General features: G+C 68.8%; 16 protein-coding genes. 2 read left to right on the forward strand and 14 right to left on the reverse strand.

What is annotated here, in order from left to right; all coding sequences use genetic code 11:
- Nucleotides 1–30: 30 nt before the first annotated feature.
- The 5 genes from ACG3SL_RS08460 to ACG3SL_RS08480 all read right to left on the reverse strand — a co-directional run bounded on the left by ACG3SL_RS08460 (nt 31) and on the right by ACG3SL_RS08480 (nt 4,328).
- Nucleotides 31–507 carry an HdeD family acid-resistance protein gene (locus ACG3SL_RS08460; RefSeq protein WP_448664689.1) on the reverse strand — a complete coding sequence of 159 codons (477 nt, stop codon included), beginning with the start codon at nt 505–507 and terminating at the stop codon, nt 31–33.
- A 173-nt stretch (nt 508–680) separates the two neighbouring features.
- Nucleotides 681–1,424: a hypothetical protein gene (locus ACG3SL_RS08465; RefSeq protein WP_448664690.1), complete on the reverse strand. Its 744-nt coding sequence runs from the start codon at nt 1,422–1,424 to the stop codon at nt 681–683.
- Nucleotides 1,425–1,529: 105 nt separating this feature from the next.
- Complete coding sequence (locus tag ACG3SL_RS08470) at nt 1,530–1,844, reverse strand: hypothetical protein (RefSeq protein ID WP_448664691.1); 315 nt, start codon at nt 1,842–1,844, stop codon at nt 1,530–1,532.
- Between the two features lie 108 nt (nt 1,845–1,952).
- Nucleotides 1,953–2,525, reverse strand: coding sequence for a hypothetical protein (locus tag ACG3SL_RS08475; RefSeq protein WP_448664692.1), 573 nt, complete (start codon nt 2,523–2,525; stop codon nt 1,953–1,955).
- A 156-nt stretch (nt 2,526–2,681) separates the two neighbouring features.
- Nucleotides 2,682–4,328: an ArnT family glycosyltransferase gene (locus tag ACG3SL_RS08480; protein WP_448664693.1), complete on the reverse strand. Its 1,647-nt coding sequence runs from the start codon at nt 4,326–4,328 to the stop codon at nt 2,682–2,684.
- Nucleotides 4,329–4,356: 28 nt separating this feature from the next.
- On the opposite strand from ACG3SL_RS08480, the gene rfbF reads away from it, so the two are divergent.
- Nucleotides 4,357–5,130: a glucose-1-phosphate cytidylyltransferase gene (gene rfbF, locus ACG3SL_RS08485; protein WP_448664694.1), complete on the forward strand. Its 774-nt coding sequence runs from the start codon at nt 4,357–4,359 to the stop codon at nt 5,128–5,130.
- On the forward strand, nt 5,115–6,209 hold the full coding sequence (gene rfbG, locus ACG3SL_RS08490) for a CDP-glucose 4,6-dehydratase (protein ID WP_448664695.1): 1,095 nt from the start codon (nt 5,115–5,117) through the stop codon (nt 6,207–6,209). Before rfbF ends, rfbG begins: the two co-directional genes overlap by 16 nt.
- Here the strand turns inward: rfbG and ACG3SL_RS08495 are convergent.
- The 9 genes from ACG3SL_RS08495 to ACG3SL_RS08535 are packed head-to-tail and all read right to left on the reverse strand — an operon-like array spanning nt 6,164 to nt 16,433.
- Nucleotides 6,164–7,123 carry a class I SAM-dependent methyltransferase gene (locus ACG3SL_RS08495; RefSeq protein ID WP_448664696.1) on the reverse strand — a complete coding sequence of 320 codons (960 nt, stop codon included), beginning with the start codon at nt 7,121–7,123 and terminating at the stop codon, nt 6,164–6,166. The two genes, rfbG and ACG3SL_RS08495, sit on opposite strands and share 46 nt — an antisense overlap.
- Nucleotides 7,120–7,536 carry a GtrA family protein gene (locus tag ACG3SL_RS08500; RefSeq protein WP_448664697.1) on the reverse strand — a complete coding sequence of 139 codons (417 nt, stop codon included), beginning with the start codon at nt 7,534–7,536 and terminating at the stop codon, nt 7,120–7,122. The genes ACG3SL_RS08495 and ACG3SL_RS08500 overlap by 4 nt, the downstream gene beginning before the upstream one ends.
- A complete protein-coding gene (locus ACG3SL_RS08505) occupies nt 7,533–9,353 on the reverse strand; it encodes a thiamine pyrophosphate-binding protein (RefSeq protein ID WP_448664698.1) in 1,821 nt (606 codons plus the stop codon). The genes ACG3SL_RS08500 and ACG3SL_RS08505 overlap by 4 nt, the downstream gene beginning before the upstream one ends.
- Nucleotides 9,350–10,363 carry an NAD-dependent epimerase/dehydratase family protein gene (locus ACG3SL_RS08510; RefSeq protein WP_448664699.1) on the reverse strand — a complete coding sequence of 338 codons (1,014 nt, stop codon included), beginning with the start codon at nt 10,361–10,363 and terminating at the stop codon, nt 9,350–9,352. The genes ACG3SL_RS08505 and ACG3SL_RS08510 overlap by 4 nt, the downstream gene beginning before the upstream one ends.
- A complete protein-coding gene (locus ACG3SL_RS08515; protein ID WP_448664700.1) occupies nt 10,360–11,652 on the reverse strand; it encodes a hypothetical protein in 1,293 nt (430 codons plus the stop codon). Before ACG3SL_RS08515 ends, ACG3SL_RS08510 begins: the two co-directional genes overlap by 4 nt.
- Nucleotides 11,649–12,632: a glycosyltransferase family 2 protein gene (locus ACG3SL_RS08520; RefSeq protein ID WP_448664701.1), complete on the reverse strand. Its 984-nt coding sequence runs from the start codon at nt 12,630–12,632 to the stop codon at nt 11,649–11,651. Before ACG3SL_RS08520 ends, ACG3SL_RS08515 begins: the two co-directional genes overlap by 4 nt.
- Entirely contained in the window at nt 12,629–13,738 is a 1,110-nt protein-coding gene (locus ACG3SL_RS08525; protein WP_448664702.1) for a capsule biosynthesis protein, read from the reverse strand. Before ACG3SL_RS08525 ends, ACG3SL_RS08520 begins: the two co-directional genes overlap by 4 nt.
- A gap of 2 nt (nt 13,739–13,740) precedes the next feature.
- Nucleotides 13,741–15,609: an SLBB domain-containing protein gene (locus ACG3SL_RS08530; RefSeq protein ID WP_448664703.1), complete on the reverse strand. Its 1,869-nt coding sequence runs from the start codon at nt 15,607–15,609 to the stop codon at nt 13,741–13,743.
- Complete coding sequence (locus ACG3SL_RS08535; RefSeq protein WP_448664704.1) at nt 15,606–16,433, reverse strand: inositol monophosphatase family protein; 828 nt, start codon at nt 16,431–16,433, stop codon at nt 15,606–15,608. The genes ACG3SL_RS08530 and ACG3SL_RS08535 overlap by 4 nt, the downstream gene beginning before the upstream one ends.

The raw sequence follows: 16,433 nt of genomic DNA on the forward strand, positions 1-16,433 counted from the left end.
CGGGCCGATCCCGCCGCGCCGCGCGAACGCTTATCCGGAGCGTCCGGCCATCGCGACGATCAGAAGCGCCAGACCCTGGAACATCAGGTCGATCGCAAGCACCATGCCCAGCACCCACGCAGCATTGACCGGCCAGCCGCTGCCGATGACCAGCGCTGCGGCGATGCTGGCGATACCCGAGGCCGCGACCCAGCCGCTGCCGGGCAGCCACGAGCGCACCCCGAACACCAATCGCGCGATCCCGGAAAGCCCCAGCGACACCGCCAGCATCAGCGTCAGCACCGCAGCCGCGAACAGCGGGTCGAGAAACACGGCGACACCGGCCAGAAGGTAGAGCACGCCGCCGAGCAGCCACAGCCCCCAGGCGCGCGTGCCGGCCGCGTGGACAAGCTGGAGCACGCCTGCGGCGATCATCATCCCGCCGACATAATAAATCGCCGCGACGGTCGCGAGGAACAGGTTAGCCGCCGCAGCGATGCCGAGCCCGAGCAGAAGCAGTCCAAGCACGGCAAACCAGCCTGTGCCGGCCCCAAGACGGGACGCGCGGTCCGGCGCGGACGGCGCCGATACGGTATCGATCATGGCATTCTCCAGTGCACGGGCCCCACCGCCCGGCCCGTTCTGGAACGCCTGCGGCGCGACTGCACTTGGTAACACTACGCATACCGCAGGATCTGGGCTCAGAGGCCGTTCTTGAGCGCCTGGACGCGAAGCTGGGGGAACACTGCCTCGATCGGCTTGGTATCAGGCAGGATGTACACATAGCCGCCCTTTTTCAGGAAAAGCGGGCGCAGGCTCTTGGCATAAAAGGCGGCGGGCACGTTGATGCAGCCAAAAGTGATCCGGTTGTCGTCGGTGCGCGGCGACAACAGCCGTTCGCGGCGGCGCTCCTTTTTCGGGGCGCCGGGCGGGATCGGGTGCAGCGCGACCGACGTATAGTAATCGACCCACAGGACCTTTTCCTTGCCCGCCGCCAGGCCGAACTTCGCCAGGAAGCGCCCTGCCGGCGTGGTCTTTTCCGCCGGGCCGATCTCGGACAGGTTCTTGCTGCCGATGCCGGGGCTCGCCTCGTCGCCGGGTGCGATGCCGATCAGCACCGGAACCGCGCCCAGCGGCTTGCCCTTGGCGTCGAACAGGAACAGCGCGGCGTTCTGCTTGTCGATGATCGCATAGGGCAGGCCGTGATTGTCGCCCGCGTCCGCAACCCAATCGACCACGCGCGTCGCGTCGACCGCGGGGTCGATCGCCGGTGCCGGTGCGGCAGGCGCAGCCTTGGCCGGCGCACGCTTGGCAGCCGCGCGCTTGACCGGAGCCCGCTTGGCCGGCGCCGCGCTATGGGATTGCGTGCTCGCAGGTGCAGGTGCGGCGTCCGCCACCGGAGAAACCAGCGCCAGCCCCGCCAGCGCCAATAAGCCATGGATCATCGATTCAGCCGCTCAAAAAACCAGGGGTGGCCGCCCGGAAGAGCGGCCACCCGGTATAGAACCACGGCCCGCCGCAGCGGCCCGGTTGTTCGCAATGCGAAGAGGTCAGTTGCGCGGGCGCTTGCGGTTCTGCTGCGCCTGCATCTGAAGCTGCCGCTGCTCGACGCTGTCGACGCGGCCATTGAGCTGGTCCAGGCGCTGCCCCTGGGCCTGGGCCTGACCCGAAGCGGCCTGCGCCTCGGCCAGCGCCGCCTTGGCGGTGCCGTCGGTCTCCTGGAGACGGGTCTCGAGCGCATCGACGCGCTGCGTAACGGGCGCGATCTGCTCGCGCACATAGCTCTTGGTAGCACAGCCACTCAGGGCGACGCCGCCGACCAGAACCACCAGAGCGGGAGCAATTTTCATGACAGAGTGCGACATCATTTTTCTTCCAATCGTTATCCCCCGGTAAGTACCCAAGACGAGCCCCTTGGTTCCAACAATCCTGATTCTGTCGGGCTGTGCAGGTTCTCCGCCCAATGGATGGCGCTACCGCTTCGGCTTGCGCCCCGTCCCCTTGGCGAACGGGTCTCGCGGAATGTCGTCGGAACGCTCCGCCTCCTGCGGCCCCGCCTTGGCGCTGGTCTGCTGGACGTCGACGCAGCGGCGCAGTTCAGCGACCGCCGCACCGCTGCCGTCGAGTGCGAGCCGCGCCACCGCCACGTCGCCGCGATCGATGTGCAGCGCCTTGGACGACGCGAAATAGGACAGGAAGCGCGGCTCGAAATTCGTGACGAAGCCCTGTTTCCCGTCCGATACGATGCCGACCGCGAAATGATCGGTATAGCCCCCGCTCGACAGGCGGAAGTTGAGCGTCAGCCGGTCCTTCGGCTTGATCGACCAGTTCTGGTTGAGCACCGACAGATGGTTGCCGCCATCGATATCGAGCCCCAGGAGCAGCGTGGTCCTGCCGCTGCCGGGATATTCCTTGGTCAGAAAACACCCCTGCCGGTCCTTGCTGGCCGCGATCGTCCAGTCGCCGATCTGGCGCGCCGGATAGTCCTGCGCCGCTGCGGGCGCGCTCAGCAAAAGTCCGGCGGCGAGTGCGAGGGGCGGCAACACCCTCCGCCAGCCCGCGCCTTTGCGCTCCGCGTAGGTGTACAATCCAAAAACCATCTGACCGCTCGACCATTATCCTCGGGCAACGACGCTAACCCGCGACAGCGCCCCTGGCCATAACGGCGTTCGCCGCGCCGGTATCCCTGCACGCGTGCGGCATCATCGCGGGAACTGGAAAATCCGCACCACCGGGCCGGTCCGCGCGCCCGGCACCGGGCGAAGGACGGCGACCTGACGCCCCGCGCCGATGAGCGCGCGGTAGCGATCCAGTTCGCCCGGAAAGCGCGCCGGATCGGCAGCATAGCCGTCGATATGCGTCAGGACCGCGAAATCGGCGCGGCACGTGGGCAACTGCGCCGCATCGACATGCGCGACATCGACCACCGACCGCCCCGAGCGCAGTGTCTCCACCCGCGAATAGCGTATCCGCGTCGACAGGATATCGCGCGCATCGACGCACCCCGCCGCACCCAGCGGGAAGCGGAAGCGCCACGGCCCGCCGAGCAGGTCGAACGCCGCATGCTCCACCAGGATGCCGTGCCCCGGCGGCACATGCGCCCGGACCCAGGCGCTGGCCACCTGCCGCGTATCCACTGCCCGCTCGACAGCGCCACTCCGCGCGGCGGCCAGCATCGGCAGCAGCAGCACGATCGCGGCAAGCGCCTCGACCCCGGACAGGCGACGGCCCAGCCGGGCGCGCACGGCGTCCGCCACCCCGCACAACCCCACTGCCGCCGCCAGCGCGACAAAGGGCAACAGCGGCACGATCCACCGCTCCCACAGCAGCGCCTGCGCGCCGATGACGATCAGGAATGCCAGCGCACCGGGCGCCACAGCCACGACGTCCGTCCGCCGGCGCGCAATCGCGCCGACCAGCCCCACCACCGCCAGCGCCAGCCCCGCCGCCCCGAACGACTGCAACAGCGGATGCGCCGCATACCAGCCGAGATTGGCCAGGAACCCGCCCCCCACCGCGCCCGGATGCGCCGTCCGCGCCTCCCCGGCCAGGTTGCGCAACACCGTCGGGTAATCGAGCAGCAGATAGGGCGACGCGATGCACAGCGCCGCCACTGCCGCCACCGGGATCAGCACCGCGCGCCCCGCCCCGCCGCGATCCCGCCAGCTTTGATATAGCGCCGCGCACAGCGGGTTGAGCACGACGATCGCCGCCGGCCATTTGGTCGCGCAGGCAAGCCCCGCCCATATTCCCGCCAGGATATAATCGCGCGCACGCCCTTCGCGGACGATTGCGAGTGCCGACAGCGTGCACAGCAGCATGAATACGCTTGCCTGCACATCGGTGCGGATGATCTGCGAATAGTGGATGTGTACCGCGTTGACCGCCAGGAACCCCGCCGCGACCAGCCCCAGCCGCGCCCCACCCAGCCGCTTGCCAAGCCGATAGACCAGCCACACACAGGCGACGCCGCACGCCACGATCAACCACCGCGCCGGCAGGAACAGGATGCCGGGATCGCGATACACTGCCGCAACGAAAGCATCGGCATCGGCGAACCGCCCGGTCAGCACGCCCCCGCCCCCCACCGCCAGCAGCACCAGCGCGAGGCTGTAGAACGTGATCGTGGCGGGATGCCCGAACCAGCCGGGGTTCAGGCTGTGGTTCCGCAGCATATCGAGCGCGGTCATCACGAACAGCGGCTCGTCCGGATCGTTGAGCGCAGGCAGCCCAAAGCCCACGCCGTCCAGCCGCAACCCCGTGGCAGCGGCCAGGATCAGCAGCAGGAGCAGCCTCTCGCCCCATCGGGCGAAGCCGCGATTACGGGCCGGGGCGATCGATTTCGTCATGGTGTCGAATGCATGACGTGGAGCGACGATGAGAACCGTAATCCTTGCCGGCGGATTGGGCACGCGGCTCGGCGAAGAGACGAGCGTGCGGCCGAAGCCGATGGTGGAAATCGGCGGGATGCCGATCCTGTGGCACATCATGAAGATCTATTCGTCGTCCGGATTCAACGATTTCGTGATCTGCCTCGGCTATAAGGGCTATCTGATCAAGGAGTTCTTCGCGAACTATTTCCTCCACACATCGGACGTGACGATCGACCTGCGCGGCGGCAACGGGATGGAAGTGCATTTCGCCCGCAGCGAGCCGTGGCGGATCACGCTGGTCGAAACCGGCGCGCAGACGATGACCGGCGGGCGGCTGGCGGCGATCCGGCAATATCTGGATCCCGACGAGCCGTTCTGCTTCACCTATGGCGATGGGGTTGCCGATATCGATGTCGGCGCGCTGGTCGGGTTCCACAACAGCCATGGCGCGCGCGCCACGATCACGTCGGTCACTCCGCCGGGCCGCTTCGGCGCGCTGGAGTTCGACGGCGACCGGGTGACCGATTTCCGCGAAAAGCCCGCCGGGGACGGCGGACGGATCAATGGCGGGTTCTTCGTCGCCGATCCCAGCGTGCTCGATCTGGTCGACGGCCCGGAAACCGTGTGGGAAACCGGTCCGCTGGAACAGCTGGCGCGCGGCGGCGAACTGATGAGCTATCGCCATGACGGCTTCTGGCAGCCGATGGATACGCTGCGCGACAAGGTGCACCTCGACGAACTCTGGCGATCGGGCGCCGCGCCGTGGAAGCGCTGGTGAGCGGCGGCTGGGCCGGGCGCCGGGTGCTCGTGACCGGACATACCGGGTTCAAGGGCAGCTGGCTAAGCCTGTGGCTGCACGCGATGGGCGCCGACGTCACCGGCTTCGCGCTCGCCCCGCCGAGCGACCCGAGCCTGTTCGACGCGGCGCGCGTGGGCGCCCTCGTCACGCATGTGCACGGCGACGTCCGCGATCCCGACGCGGTGCGCGCGGTGGTGGCCGCCAGCCGGCCCGAAGTGATCTTCCACCTCGCCGCACAGCCGCTGGTCCGCCTGTCCTATGCCGAGCCGGTCGAGACCTATGCCACCAATGTGATGGGCACGGTGCACCTGCTCGACGCCGCACGGCGCGTGGCCGGCGTGCGCGCGATCGTCTGCGTCACCAGCGACAAATGCTATGAGAACCGCGAATGGGTGTGGCCCTATCGCGAGGGCGATCCGATGGGCGGCCATGATCCGTACAGCAGCAGCAAGGGCGCGGCCGAACTGGTCGTCTCCGCATGGCGGCGTTCGTTCTTCGCGGACGGCGGCCCGCTGCTCGCATCGGTGCGCGCCGGCAATGTCATCGGCGGCGGCGACTGGGCGAGCGACCGGCTGGTCCCCGACCTGATCCGCGCGTTTGAAGCGGGTGTCGCCCCGCTGGTCCGCGCGCCCGAAGCGGTGCGCCCGTGGCAGCATGTGCTGGAGGCGCTGGGCGGCTATATCCAGATTGCCGAGCGGATGCTGGGTGGCGACGCGCGCTTCGCCGATGCGTGGAATTTCGGGCCCTCGGACGAGGATGCCCGCCCCGTCTCGTGGATCGTCGCGCGGATGCGCGCGGCCTGGGGCGGCAATGCCGCCAATGCCGTGGCGGACACCGGCCCGCGCCCGCATGAGGCCGGGCTGTTGCGGCTGGATTGTTCAAAGGTGCGCGCAGCGCTCGGCTGGCGTGCTGCGCTCTCGCTGGAACAGACGCTGGACTGGATCGTGGCGTGGCACCGCGCGATCGGGGACGGCGCCGACGCCCGCGCCGTCACTCTCGCCCAGATCGCCGACTACCGCACGCTTTCCAGCCGCCTGGTCACGCGCTCCGCCGCCTGAGGCGGGGCGCTGGCCAGTGTCAGCATGTTGCCCAGCCGCAGGCCGATCGACACGGACGGCAACGGCACGCGATCGACCTTCAGCCCGACGCTCCACGCCGCCTGCCGCGCGAGGAAATCGATCGGGAAATGGTTGCGACTGCGCTCGACGGCGATGTCGCCAAAGCCGGTACGGGTGAGCAGGCTGCGGATCGTGGCCGGGTTATACAGTTCGGGATGCTGCAGGCAGAAGGGCGGCCACCGCTCGCCCATCAACCGGCGCAGCAGCGAGCTTTCGTCATGCGTGACGATCATCAGCGTGCCGCCGGGGCGCAGCTTCGCCCGGATCTGCGCCAGCGTCGCGCGCGGATCGAGCAAATGGTCGAGCACATGCACCATCACCGCCAGCCCGACCGATCCGTCGGGCACCGCGCTGAAATCGTCCATGTCCGCCGACAGCGTGGCCGGTCGCCCCCCGGTTGCCGCGCGCAACGGGTCGTGGATCGCGCGATTGGGCTCGAACAGCCAGAAATGGTCGAACGCCCCCTGCGCCGCCGCCGCCGAGACGATATGGCCGATGTCGGGCCCAACCTCCAGATATCCGCCCGCCAGCCCGCCACGCCGCGCCGCCGCCTGGAAATAGCCGCGCTGCGTGGCCGCGATCGCATCGCTCGGCACCAGGTCCATGTTGGGCGCCATATCGGAATAGAGATCCGCCAGCTGGCCCGGCCCAAAGAACACCGGATTATACAAGAGCCCGCACGCGGCGCAGCGATGATAGGAAAAGAACAGCTTCTCCTTGAAAAGCCCCGACCAATAGGGGCGCAGCGAATCCAGCGTGATGCCCTCGGCCCTTCGCCGGCTGTGTACTTCTTCGCGCGTGTCGGTGGCGCCGCACATCGGACAGGCGCGGTGCAGGAATCCACTGGTCTTCATCGCCGTTCCCCGCTCGACCGAAAGGTGATCTGGCTGTGCCAGAAATAGCTGCCGACGATCAGGACGGCAGTGAACGCAAGCTGGGCCAGCACCGGCGGCACCCCGCCCAGTTCGACCAGCAGCGGCAGCGCGGCCCAGTTCGCCGCATAGTTGAGCAGATAGAAGCTGGAAAAGCTGCCGAACTCGCGCGCCAGATTGCCGCGCGTGCGGAACACGCCCAGCTTGTACGTCGTAAAGGCGAAGCACAGGCTCAGCGCCTGCGCGATGGCCAGCGCCAGCAGATAGTGGCGGTGCAGCGTCTGCGAACTCCACAACAGCAGCGGATAGATCGCGATGCCGAACCCGGTATTCGCCGCCCCCGCGATCAGGAAGCGCAGCGGCCGGGCGCGGCGCCCCTTGGCCATCGCGGTCATTCCTCCTCCCACAGCGCGATCCGCATGTTCTCGCGCAGCACTTCGCGCGGGAGAAAGGGCGACAGGTCCTCCAGCGCCGGCGACGTGATCCGCCCGTCGGGATGCGCCTTTGCCCCCAATTTGGGCGCAAAGCCGACCGCGTCGTCGATCATCAGCTCGCACAGCACCGGGCCGTCCGCGGCCAGCGCCGCCGCGATCGTGGCGGGCAGGTCGGCGTGATTGTCGGCCCGGAAACAGGTAAAGCCGAATGCCGCCGCGACCTTGCCGAAATCGGGGAAGGTCACGTTGCTCTTGGGGCCTCCGCCCACTTCGACGCCGTCGAAGAAATTGCGCTGCGTCTGGAAGATCGAGACATAGCCGCTGTTGTTGATGAGGAAGACCTTCACCGGCAGGCTGGACCCGGCGATGGTCTGCATCTCCTGCAGGTTCATCATGATGCTGCCGTCGCCGGCGATGGCGATCACGCGCCGGTCGCCGCCGGTCGCGGCGCAGACGCCGATCGCGGCGGGCAGGTCATAGCCCATCGTCGCGCTGCCCGAATTGGTCCACAGCCGCTGGCCGCGCTGGATCTCCGCCGCCTGGAAGCTGACCACGCACGCGCTGCCATTGCCGGTGACGACCACATCGTCCGCGCCCAGCTGGCCGAATAGTGCATCCATCGCGACATAGGGGTGTATCCGCGTCGCGTGCGCGTGATATTCGGGCAGCACCGCCGGGAAACGCCGCACGCGTTCGCGCGCCCAGTCCAGCCATTCGCCCTGCGCCGCGGTCGGCCCGGCATAGGGCTGTGCCAGCAGCGCGGGGATCAGTTCGGCCAGATCGGCGACCACGGGCATATCGGGCACCACCGTCGGCTTGCGCAGTTCGACCGGGTCGATATCAACCCAGATCTTGTACGCCTCGCGCGCGAAGCTCTGCCAGTTATAGCTGACCTGGCGGATGTTCAGCCGGCTGCCCAGCACCAGCAACAGGTCCGCGCTCTGCGTCACCATGTTGCCGCCGCGATCGCCCACCGTGCCGGGGCGCCCGGCATAGAGCGGGTGATCGTTCCACAGCACGTCATGCGCATTCCAGCCGGTCACCACCGGCACGCCGAGTTTTTCGATCAGGCGCAGGAAATCGCCGTGCGCGCCCGACAGCCGCACGCCGCCCCCCGCGAACACCACGGGGCGCTGTGCCGCCTGCAACCGCTCCAGGATCGCCGCTGCCGCCGCCGACAGGTCGGTCGCGCGCCACGGCTCGTCCAGCTCTGCGGGGTCGAAGCCCGGCAGGCCGTCCGGGTCGATCATCGCCGCCTGTACATCGAGCGGGATGTCGACCCATACCGGCCCCGGCCGCCCGCTGGTGGCAAGGTGCAGCGCCTTTTCCAGATGGTATCGGATCATCCGGGGATCGTTGACCATCACGGCATATTTGGTGATCGGGCGCACCAGTTCCTCGATATCGAGTTCCTGGTCGCCGAACTGGCGCAGCGGCAGGCCGGTGGCGCGCACCGTGGTCTCGCGCTTCACTTGCCCCGACAGGACCAGCATCCCCACCGAATCCACCCAGGCGCCATAGACGCCGGTGATCGCATTGGTGCCCCCCGGCCCCGAGGTGACGTTGACCACTGCCAGCCGGTTGGAAAAGCGGTAATAGGCCTCCGCCGCCATCGCCAGCGCCTGTTCGTGGTGCGTGAACGTCGTGCGCAGCCCCGGATGCGTGCCCAGCGCGTGGTTCAGGTGCATCGCGCCGCCGCCGGTGAGCATGAACACGTCGCGGATGCCGCGCGCGGCGAGTTGGTCGGCCACCCAGGCCGCGAGCTTGATCTTGGTCATGATTTCCATCCGTTCGACAGCGCAGTGCGCCGGATCGCCTCCTCGAGGCCAATCGTGGGAGACACGCCCAGCGCGGCGCGGATCGCACCGGTCGCGGGCACATAGCGCCCGGCATTCCAGCCGGGATCGGGCCGCCCCAGTATCTCGACGCCCGGGCCGTTCAGCACCGTGGCGGTGCGCCGCGCGAGATCGGCGATCGACACCGCCTCTTCGGAACCGACGTTGAACACCGCACCGGGCTCGCCGCGCAGCATCAGCATCCACAGCCACACCGTCAGGTCGGCGGCGTACAGGTACGAGCGCACCGCCTGCCCGGCCCCTTCGACGCGGATCGTCCGCCCCGCCATCGCGTCGCGGATGAAATTCCCCGCCGCGAAATGCGTGTCGAGCGACAGCAGAGGGCCGAGCAGCGCAAAGATGCGCGCGTTGACCACGTCCAGCCCGAACTGCGTGCCATAGATGGTGCACAGCATCTCAGCCGCGCGCTTGCCCGCGCCATAGGCCGATCGCGGATCGCGCGGATCGGGACCGCCCAGCCAGCTTTCGGGTACATTCGGCATGTCCGGCGGCTGGACGCCATAGACTGCGCCCGAACTGAGGAAGAAGAAGCGCGCCGCCCCGCACGCGACGGCGCAATCCAGCGCGTTGCGGGTGCCGGTGACGATCGTGTCGAACATCCGGCGCGGATCATGGGCGTTGAGCGCCGCGCTGGCGTCGGTCGCGGCATGGATGACATGCGTGAAGCGGCCCTCGGGCGCCTCGAACGCAGTCACATCGCCCCGCACCACGTCGAAGCGCCGCGCCAGATGCGGCGCCCGCGCGGCAAACCCCGCCGGATCGCGGCTGAGCAGCGTCACCGGGACGTCCACATCGGCACGCGCGAGTGCCTCCAGCATCCAGCGCCCGATCAGCCCCGTCCCGCCGGTCATGAAGATGCGCGCGCCGTCCAGCCGATGCCAATGCGGCGCAAGCGCGGCGTGCACCGCGCGCAGGTCTTGCTCCAGGATCATGCGGCGACCAGCCCCAGCGTGGGCCGGTGCCGGAAATGGGCACGGATCACCCGCGCGATGCTGTCCAGCGACAGCGTCCAGAGGATAGCGACGACCAGCGCCGGCCGCGCGAAATGCCCCACCGCAAGCCCGAAGCTGGGGCTGACCGGCCGCCCGCTCAGCCAGCTGTCGAGCGACAGGTCGAGCACGGTCGACAGCGGCCAATCCGCCACGATGCACAGCAGATAGGCGCAGACGATCGCCGCGATCGGCCCCGCGCCGCGCCACGGCTCGAGCAGGACGAGAAACAGCAGGAACGTCTGGGTATAGCCCCCCGGAGACTGGGTGACGAGGAACGCGCCCAGCAGGATCGCCGCCACCCGGTGCGTCGGCAGCGCGCGCGGCTGGAGCCAGGCGGCGGCGAGCGCGGCCAGCGCGATCCCCTGGCTCGCGCGGATCACGATCGGCACCAGCCATTCGATCCCCTCGACAGTGCGCGAGGGGACGAAATCCAGCACCGGGATCTGCGCGTTGCGAACCTGGAGCAGCGGGGCGTAGCTGGTCGAATAATGGATCTCGTTCCACACCTGCCCGCCCTGGAACACGACCCAATTGGCCGTGTTGGCGGCAATCTCGCCCGGCGTCCCCCCGCCGACGATCGCCAGCGTCACCAGGTACAGCGCAATCGTGGCGATCCCGGCCAGCTCCAGCGCGCGCCACTCGCGCTTGACGGCATAAGCGAGCACGGGGAGCAGCAGATACGGCTTGAAATTGAGCGTCGCGGCGGCGGCGATCGCCCGCCCCCAGCCCGACCGCACCAGCGGCCCATGCGCCAGCACGAAACACGGCAGCGCGACGAGGATCAGGTTGCCGCGCTCCAGCGTGAACAACAGCGGCAGGCCAAAGGCGAACGCCAGCCCGCGCATCGCCGCCGTGCGCGGATCGGCGCGGTGAAAGCTCCACCACACCAGCACCACGTCGAGCAGGTAAAAGCCCAGGATCACCGCCTGCGACAGCCAATCGCAATCGCGCGCGTGAAACGGCGACTGGAGATAACAGCCCGGCAGCGTGACGAGATCGAGGAACGCGAAGGACAGCGGCGGATACACCGTCCGCCACACCGAAAACGCGCCGGGATGGTTCGCCCAATAGGCGGTGTTGAACCAGTCCATGAACGTGTCGTTGGTATCGAACACGAACGGCTGGGGCAGGAATCCGGTGTCGCGAAACTGGCCAAGCGTCCACAGCGCGCTCGCCAGCACGGCGAACATCAGCAGCAGCTCGGGCAGGCGCGCCAGCCGGGCTTTCACGGGCGCTGCACCAGCGTCCGCGCCGCCGGGCGCGCGCGATCGGCGGGGAAGTTCAGCCGCTCCTCCTCGATCACCAGCGGGACGTTGCGGCTGCGCTCCGACAGCATACGCACCTGTTCGCCGATCAGCCCGAGGAACAGCAGCAACACCGCGAACATCGCAAAGGCGATCGTCAGTTCGAGCAACGGCGACAGCGGCCCGCCCAGAATGATCGCCGCAACGGTCGCCCCAGCCATCGGCACGACGGCGGCCCCGGCCAGCAACGCCAGCGCGATCGGCATCCGCAACAGCGACTTTGCCGACCCGGCCAGCCCGGAGAGCGCAAAGGAATAGAGCGAGGCGAAACCATTCTTGGTCTCGCCCGCCGCGCGTTCCGGGCGATCGAACGGGACCACTGCCAGCCGGAATCCGCTTTCGACCACCATCCCGCGAAAGAACGGCTCGGGCTCGTGCCACGCCGCCAGCGTGTCCACCACGGCACGGTCGAACAGTCCGAAGCCGGTGGCGCCCGGAATCACCGGATAATCGCCGAACCGCCGCAGAAACGCGTAGCCCAGCCGCCGCGTCGCCCCCAGCAGCGGCGATGCCCGCTCCGAACGGCGCTGGCCCAGCACGACCTGCGCCCCCGCGCGCCATTGCCGGACGAATTCGCCGATCAGCGCAGGCGGGTCCTGGAAATCGGCGCACATGCCGATCACTGCCGCGCCCTCGGCCTGGTAGATCCCATAAGTGGGCGACCGCATCTGGCCATAGTTGCGGTTGTTCAGGATGACGCGGATGCGCGGGTCCTCTGCACACAGCGCGCGCATCTCGGCGCGGGTGCCGTCGGTAGAGCCATTGTCGATCAGGATGATCTCGTGGCTGCGCACATGCGCGCTCGCCGCCGCGCTGACCGCGATACAGATCGCGCGGACATTGGCTTCCTCGTTGAAGCACGGGATGACGATCGACAGCTCGATCCCCGCGTCGCGCCGGCTCATTGCCCGGCATCCCGGCACCGGCCCAGCGCCAGCTCGATGCCGGTCGCGGGCGCATAGATTTCGGTGAACGCCGCCGCGAGCAGCACCAGCAGCAACAGCGCAACTGCCGAGACGTTGAACTTGCGGTCCGCGTCCAGCCGGGGCGCCTCGATCAGCTGCACGTCCGATGCGGTTTCGGATGCCAGCGTCTCGACCGCCACTTCCTCCGACGACCGCGCATAGACCTCGTACAGCGCCTGCGCGAAGCGATAGTCGCGGTACAGGTTCAGATACTCGCCCGACACTTCGGACAGCCCGGCCACGTTGGGCCCGGCGGCGCCGCCGCTCGGCTGGGCAGTACGATCGATCTGGGCGCGCAGCGAGGCGATCTCAGACTGGACCGACTGGAGCTGCGGGTTCTCCGGCCCCTGGAACTGGAGCAGCGTCTGCACTTCGACCTGCTTCGCCTGCAACTGCGCCTGCAATCCCGCGCGCAGCGACAGCGCCGACCCCAGCTGCGCCTCGGGCTCGGCCAGGTTGTTGCGGCGGCGAAAGGCGTTGAGCGCGGCTTCGGCGGTGGCGACGCGCGTGCCCGCTTCCTTGAACCGATCGAGCACCACCTGCCGCTTGCGCAGCACCCGATCGCGGCCCAGCGCCTTTATCCGGCTGCTGATCGCCTCGACATAGGCACCGGTCAGCGCCTGCGCCTGTGCCGGATCGTGCGTGCGCACCTCGACCTCGACGATCCCGCCGGTCAGCGAATGGATGTCCACCCGCTTGGCCAGCGCGACCCGCGCGGCGTTCGCATCGCCATAGCCGCCCGGCCCGACCAGCTTCAGCCGGGCGATGACCGCATCGGTCACTTCGGTGCCGCGCGCGATCGCCAGGTACATGTCGATCGGCTGCTTGGCCCCGCCGAGCAGCGCGGCGAACCCCTGAAGCTGCCCCCCCAGCGCGTTCATCATCGAACTGAGCCCGATGCTGCTGCTGTCCTGAGGCACCAGCTTGGCGCGCGCAACATAGGGTCGGGGGACGACACACAACAGCGCCAGCACCAGCGCCACCAGCGCATAGCCAAGGCGCCGATGGCGCGGGTTGCCGATCACGGCGGCCAGGTGCGCGACCATGCTCAATTCACCAGATTGGAGATCGAGGCCGCACCGACGAGCCCGCCGAACAGGCTGCCGGTAATGTCGCGGAAGCGCGCCCAGAATTCGCCGCGATTGGCGTCGATCGGGACATAGATCAGGTCGCCCGGCAATGCCGGCGCCTTCAGCACGCGCTTGCCATCGGCCAGCACCGTCCCATTGGCGCGCACGACGAAGATGTGCTTGCCGTCGCCCAGCTTCTGGACGCCGCCCGCCACGCGCACGAAATCGCCGATCGTGTCGCCCTCGCGATAGGCGAACGACGCGGGGCTCGGCACCGCGCCGAACACGCCCACCGTCACGGGGCGCGAAGGCACAAACACCGTGTCGTTGTTCTCGACCACCAGTTCGCCGGGCAGAGTCTGCGCCGATACGGGCAGGTCGAACACCAGCCGCCCGCTCGGCTCCCGCGCGCGGAGTTGCTCGACCACCGATTTGATCAGCGCGACATTGCCCGCCTGGGCCAGCTGGGCGCGGTTGACCGACGTGACCGGCTGCGCCGTCAGCTGCAGCTCCATGTCGTTGACCGCGCGATCGAAGCTGATCTTCTGCTGGGCCTTCACGCTTTCGCGGGTGATGACGCTGGCATAGGGAAACGCCGCGCCCGTCAGCCCGCCCGCTGCGGCGATGACGTCGGCCATGCGCGTGCCGGGGCGGAAGTAATAGCGGCCGGGCTTGGCCACTTCGCCGCTGACCGTGACCAGCACCGATTGCTGCTCCAGCGGACGCGCAATACCGACATTGGACAGCACCCGGATGATGTCGCCGCGCATCGCCTTGCGCGTGCGTGCCTCGGCGGCGCTGAACTGCTGCCACCCGGCATCGGCCCGGCCCAGCGAATCCAGCACCATCAGCCGGCTGCTGTCGGCCACGGTATTTACCCCGCCCGCGTATAATATCGCCTGGTCCAGCGTCTCGCCCGGCGCGACTTCGAAAACCGCCTCGTGGTTGACGCTGCCGATCACCGCCACCTGCTCGCCGGCCGGGGCGACATACAGGACGTCGCCGTTCTGGAGCGCGGCGTCGCCGCTCTTGTCGCCCTTGAGCAGCAGGTCGTACAGGTCGAAGTCCGAGATCAGCCGGCCACCCCGGCGCAGCTGGATCGAGCGGAAGCTCCCGCCCGAGGCGGGGCCGCCCGCCGCCAGCACTGCGTTCACCAACGTCGACAGGCTGCTGACCGTGTACGAGCCGGGGGCCTGCGCGAAGCCGGTGACATAGACGGTGATACCGTGCAGCCGCCCCAATCGGACCTGAAGGTCGAACCCGCGATACTGGCGCGACACCTGGCGCGCGATCAGGGCGCGGACATCGCCATAGCGCACCCCGCCCACCGCAACCGCGCCGACGCGAGGCACGAATATCCGCCCTTCGCTGTCGATGGTCAGCCGCAAATTGGTCGCCTGCACCGATCCGGTCAGGTCGAGCAGCAGCTCGTCGCCGGGGTTGAGGGCGTAATCGGGGGGCACCGTCGTCGTCGGCGGCGCCGTAAAGTCGCGCGCACCGGGGACGAGCAAGTCCGCACCAAAGCGGCGCAGCGGCCTGCCGACCACGCCGGAGACAAAGGTTTCGAACTCGTTCGGCGCGGCGGGAACGGCACGGGACGGCGGCACCGGCTTGTCCTCGGGGGCCGTCCGCATATCGGGCGCGGGCGTATCCAGCACGGCCGGAGCAAAGGCGCGCGGCGTCGCCTGCGGAACCGCGACCTGCCCAGCCGCCGCGCTGCGCGCCGCCCCATCCGTCTGCTGCTGCTGCCCGCCACTCGATACGGGTGCCGCGAGCTGCGCCTGCGCCCCTCCCGGGACCAGCGCGAGCGCGGACCCGGCGAGCAACGACGTCCAAATACTTTTCATAACAGGCAATCTTCTAATGCGATCAGCCCGGCCTCGTGGCCGAGCAACAGGTCGGCGGCGACGCGCCACAGGCGGTCATTGGCGGCGGCGAGCACGCCGGTGCCGCTGCCGACGCGATAGGGCTGGCGGTGCCAGTCAGTGACGACGCCCCCCGCCTCGATCAGCACCAGCACTCCGGCGGCATGGTCCCAGGGCAAGGTGCGCTGGAACAGCGTCAGGTCGTTCACGCCCAGCGCGACGCGCGGATAGCTCTCGGCCGCGCAACGCGGGATCGGGACCAGGTCGAGTTCGCGCTCGGCATGGACATGCACCTGTGCGCGGCGATGGGGGGGAAGAAACTGCGTCCCCAGCGCCGCGACCGGCACCGCCCGTCCGGTGCCCCGCGCGCGCAGCCGCACGCCGTCGCATGTGGCACCCCTGCCCCGCGCGGCGTGGCACAGCCGCCCGGTCAGCGGATCGAGCAGCCACCCCTCGATCGGCACGCCATCCTCGACCAGCGCGATCATCATCCCGAACGGGGCGTCGCCCCGCGCAAAATTGGCGGTCCCGTCCAGCGGATCGATCAGCCATACCAGTCCCTGCCCGACATCGTCGAGCAGCGCGGGATCGGCCTCCGCCGCCTCCTCCCCCACGATCCGCGCGCCCAGGCCCAGCGCCGCCAGCCCTTCGTGCAGCCGCAGTTCCGCCTCGCGATCGGCGATCGTGACGACTTCGCCGAGGCTCTTTTCCGCGACGTCCCCGTCCGCAAGCATGCGGAAGCGCGGCATCACCACGCGCCCGGCGATACCCTGCATCAATGTCGTCACAGCCTCGCGCAGCGGCAT

The organism is Sphingomonas degradans, assembly GCF_053502645.1.

Excerpts from the sequence above, each read along its gene's own strand:
- ACG3SL_RS08530 (WP_448664703.1), bottom strand. The coding sequence starts at position 15,609 with ATGAAAAGTATTTGGACGTCGTTGCTCGCCGGGTCCGCGCTCGCGCTG.
- ACG3SL_RS08500 (WP_448664697.1), bottom strand. The coding sequence starts at position 7,536 with ATGACCGCGATGGCCAAGGGGCGCCGCGCCCGGCCGCTGCGCTTCCTG.
- ACG3SL_RS08510 (WP_448664699.1), bottom strand. The coding sequence starts at position 10,363 with ATGATCCTGGAGCAAGACCTGCGCGCGGTGCACGCCGCGCTTGCGCCG.
- rfbF (WP_448664694.1), top strand. The coding sequence starts at position 4,357 with ATGAGAACCGTAATCCTTGCCGGCGGATTGGGCACGCGGCTCGGCGAA.
- ACG3SL_RS08520 (WP_448664701.1), bottom strand. The coding sequence starts at position 12,632 with ATGAGCCGGCGCGACGCGGGGATCGAGCTGTCGATCGTCATCCCGTGC.
- ACG3SL_RS08525 (WP_448664702.1), bottom strand. The coding sequence starts at position 13,738 with ATGGTCGCGCACCTGGCCGCCGTGATCGGCAACCCGCGCCATCGGCGC.
- ACG3SL_RS08505 (WP_448664698.1), bottom strand. The coding sequence starts at position 9,353 with ATGACCAAGATCAAGCTCGCGGCCTGGGTGGCCGACCAACTCGCCGCG.
- ACG3SL_RS08470 (WP_448664691.1), bottom strand. The coding sequence starts at position 1,844 with ATGTCGCACTCTGTCATGAAAATTGCTCCCGCTCTGGTGGTTCTGGTC.
- ACG3SL_RS08535 (WP_448664704.1), bottom strand. The coding sequence starts at position 16,433 with ATGCCGCTGCGCGAGGCTGTGACGACATTGATGCAGGGTATCGCCGGG.
- ACG3SL_RS08495 (WP_448664696.1), bottom strand. The coding sequence starts at position 7,123 with ATGAAGACCAGTGGATTCCTGCACCGCGCCTGTCCGATGTGCGGCGCC.
- ACG3SL_RS08465 (WP_448664690.1), bottom strand. The coding sequence starts at position 1,424 with ATGATCCATGGCTTATTGGCGCTGGCGGGGCTGGCGCTGGTTTCTCCG.
- ACG3SL_RS08480 (WP_448664693.1), bottom strand. The coding sequence starts at position 4,328 with ATGACGAAATCGATCGCCCCGGCCCGTAATCGCGGCTTCGCCCGATGG.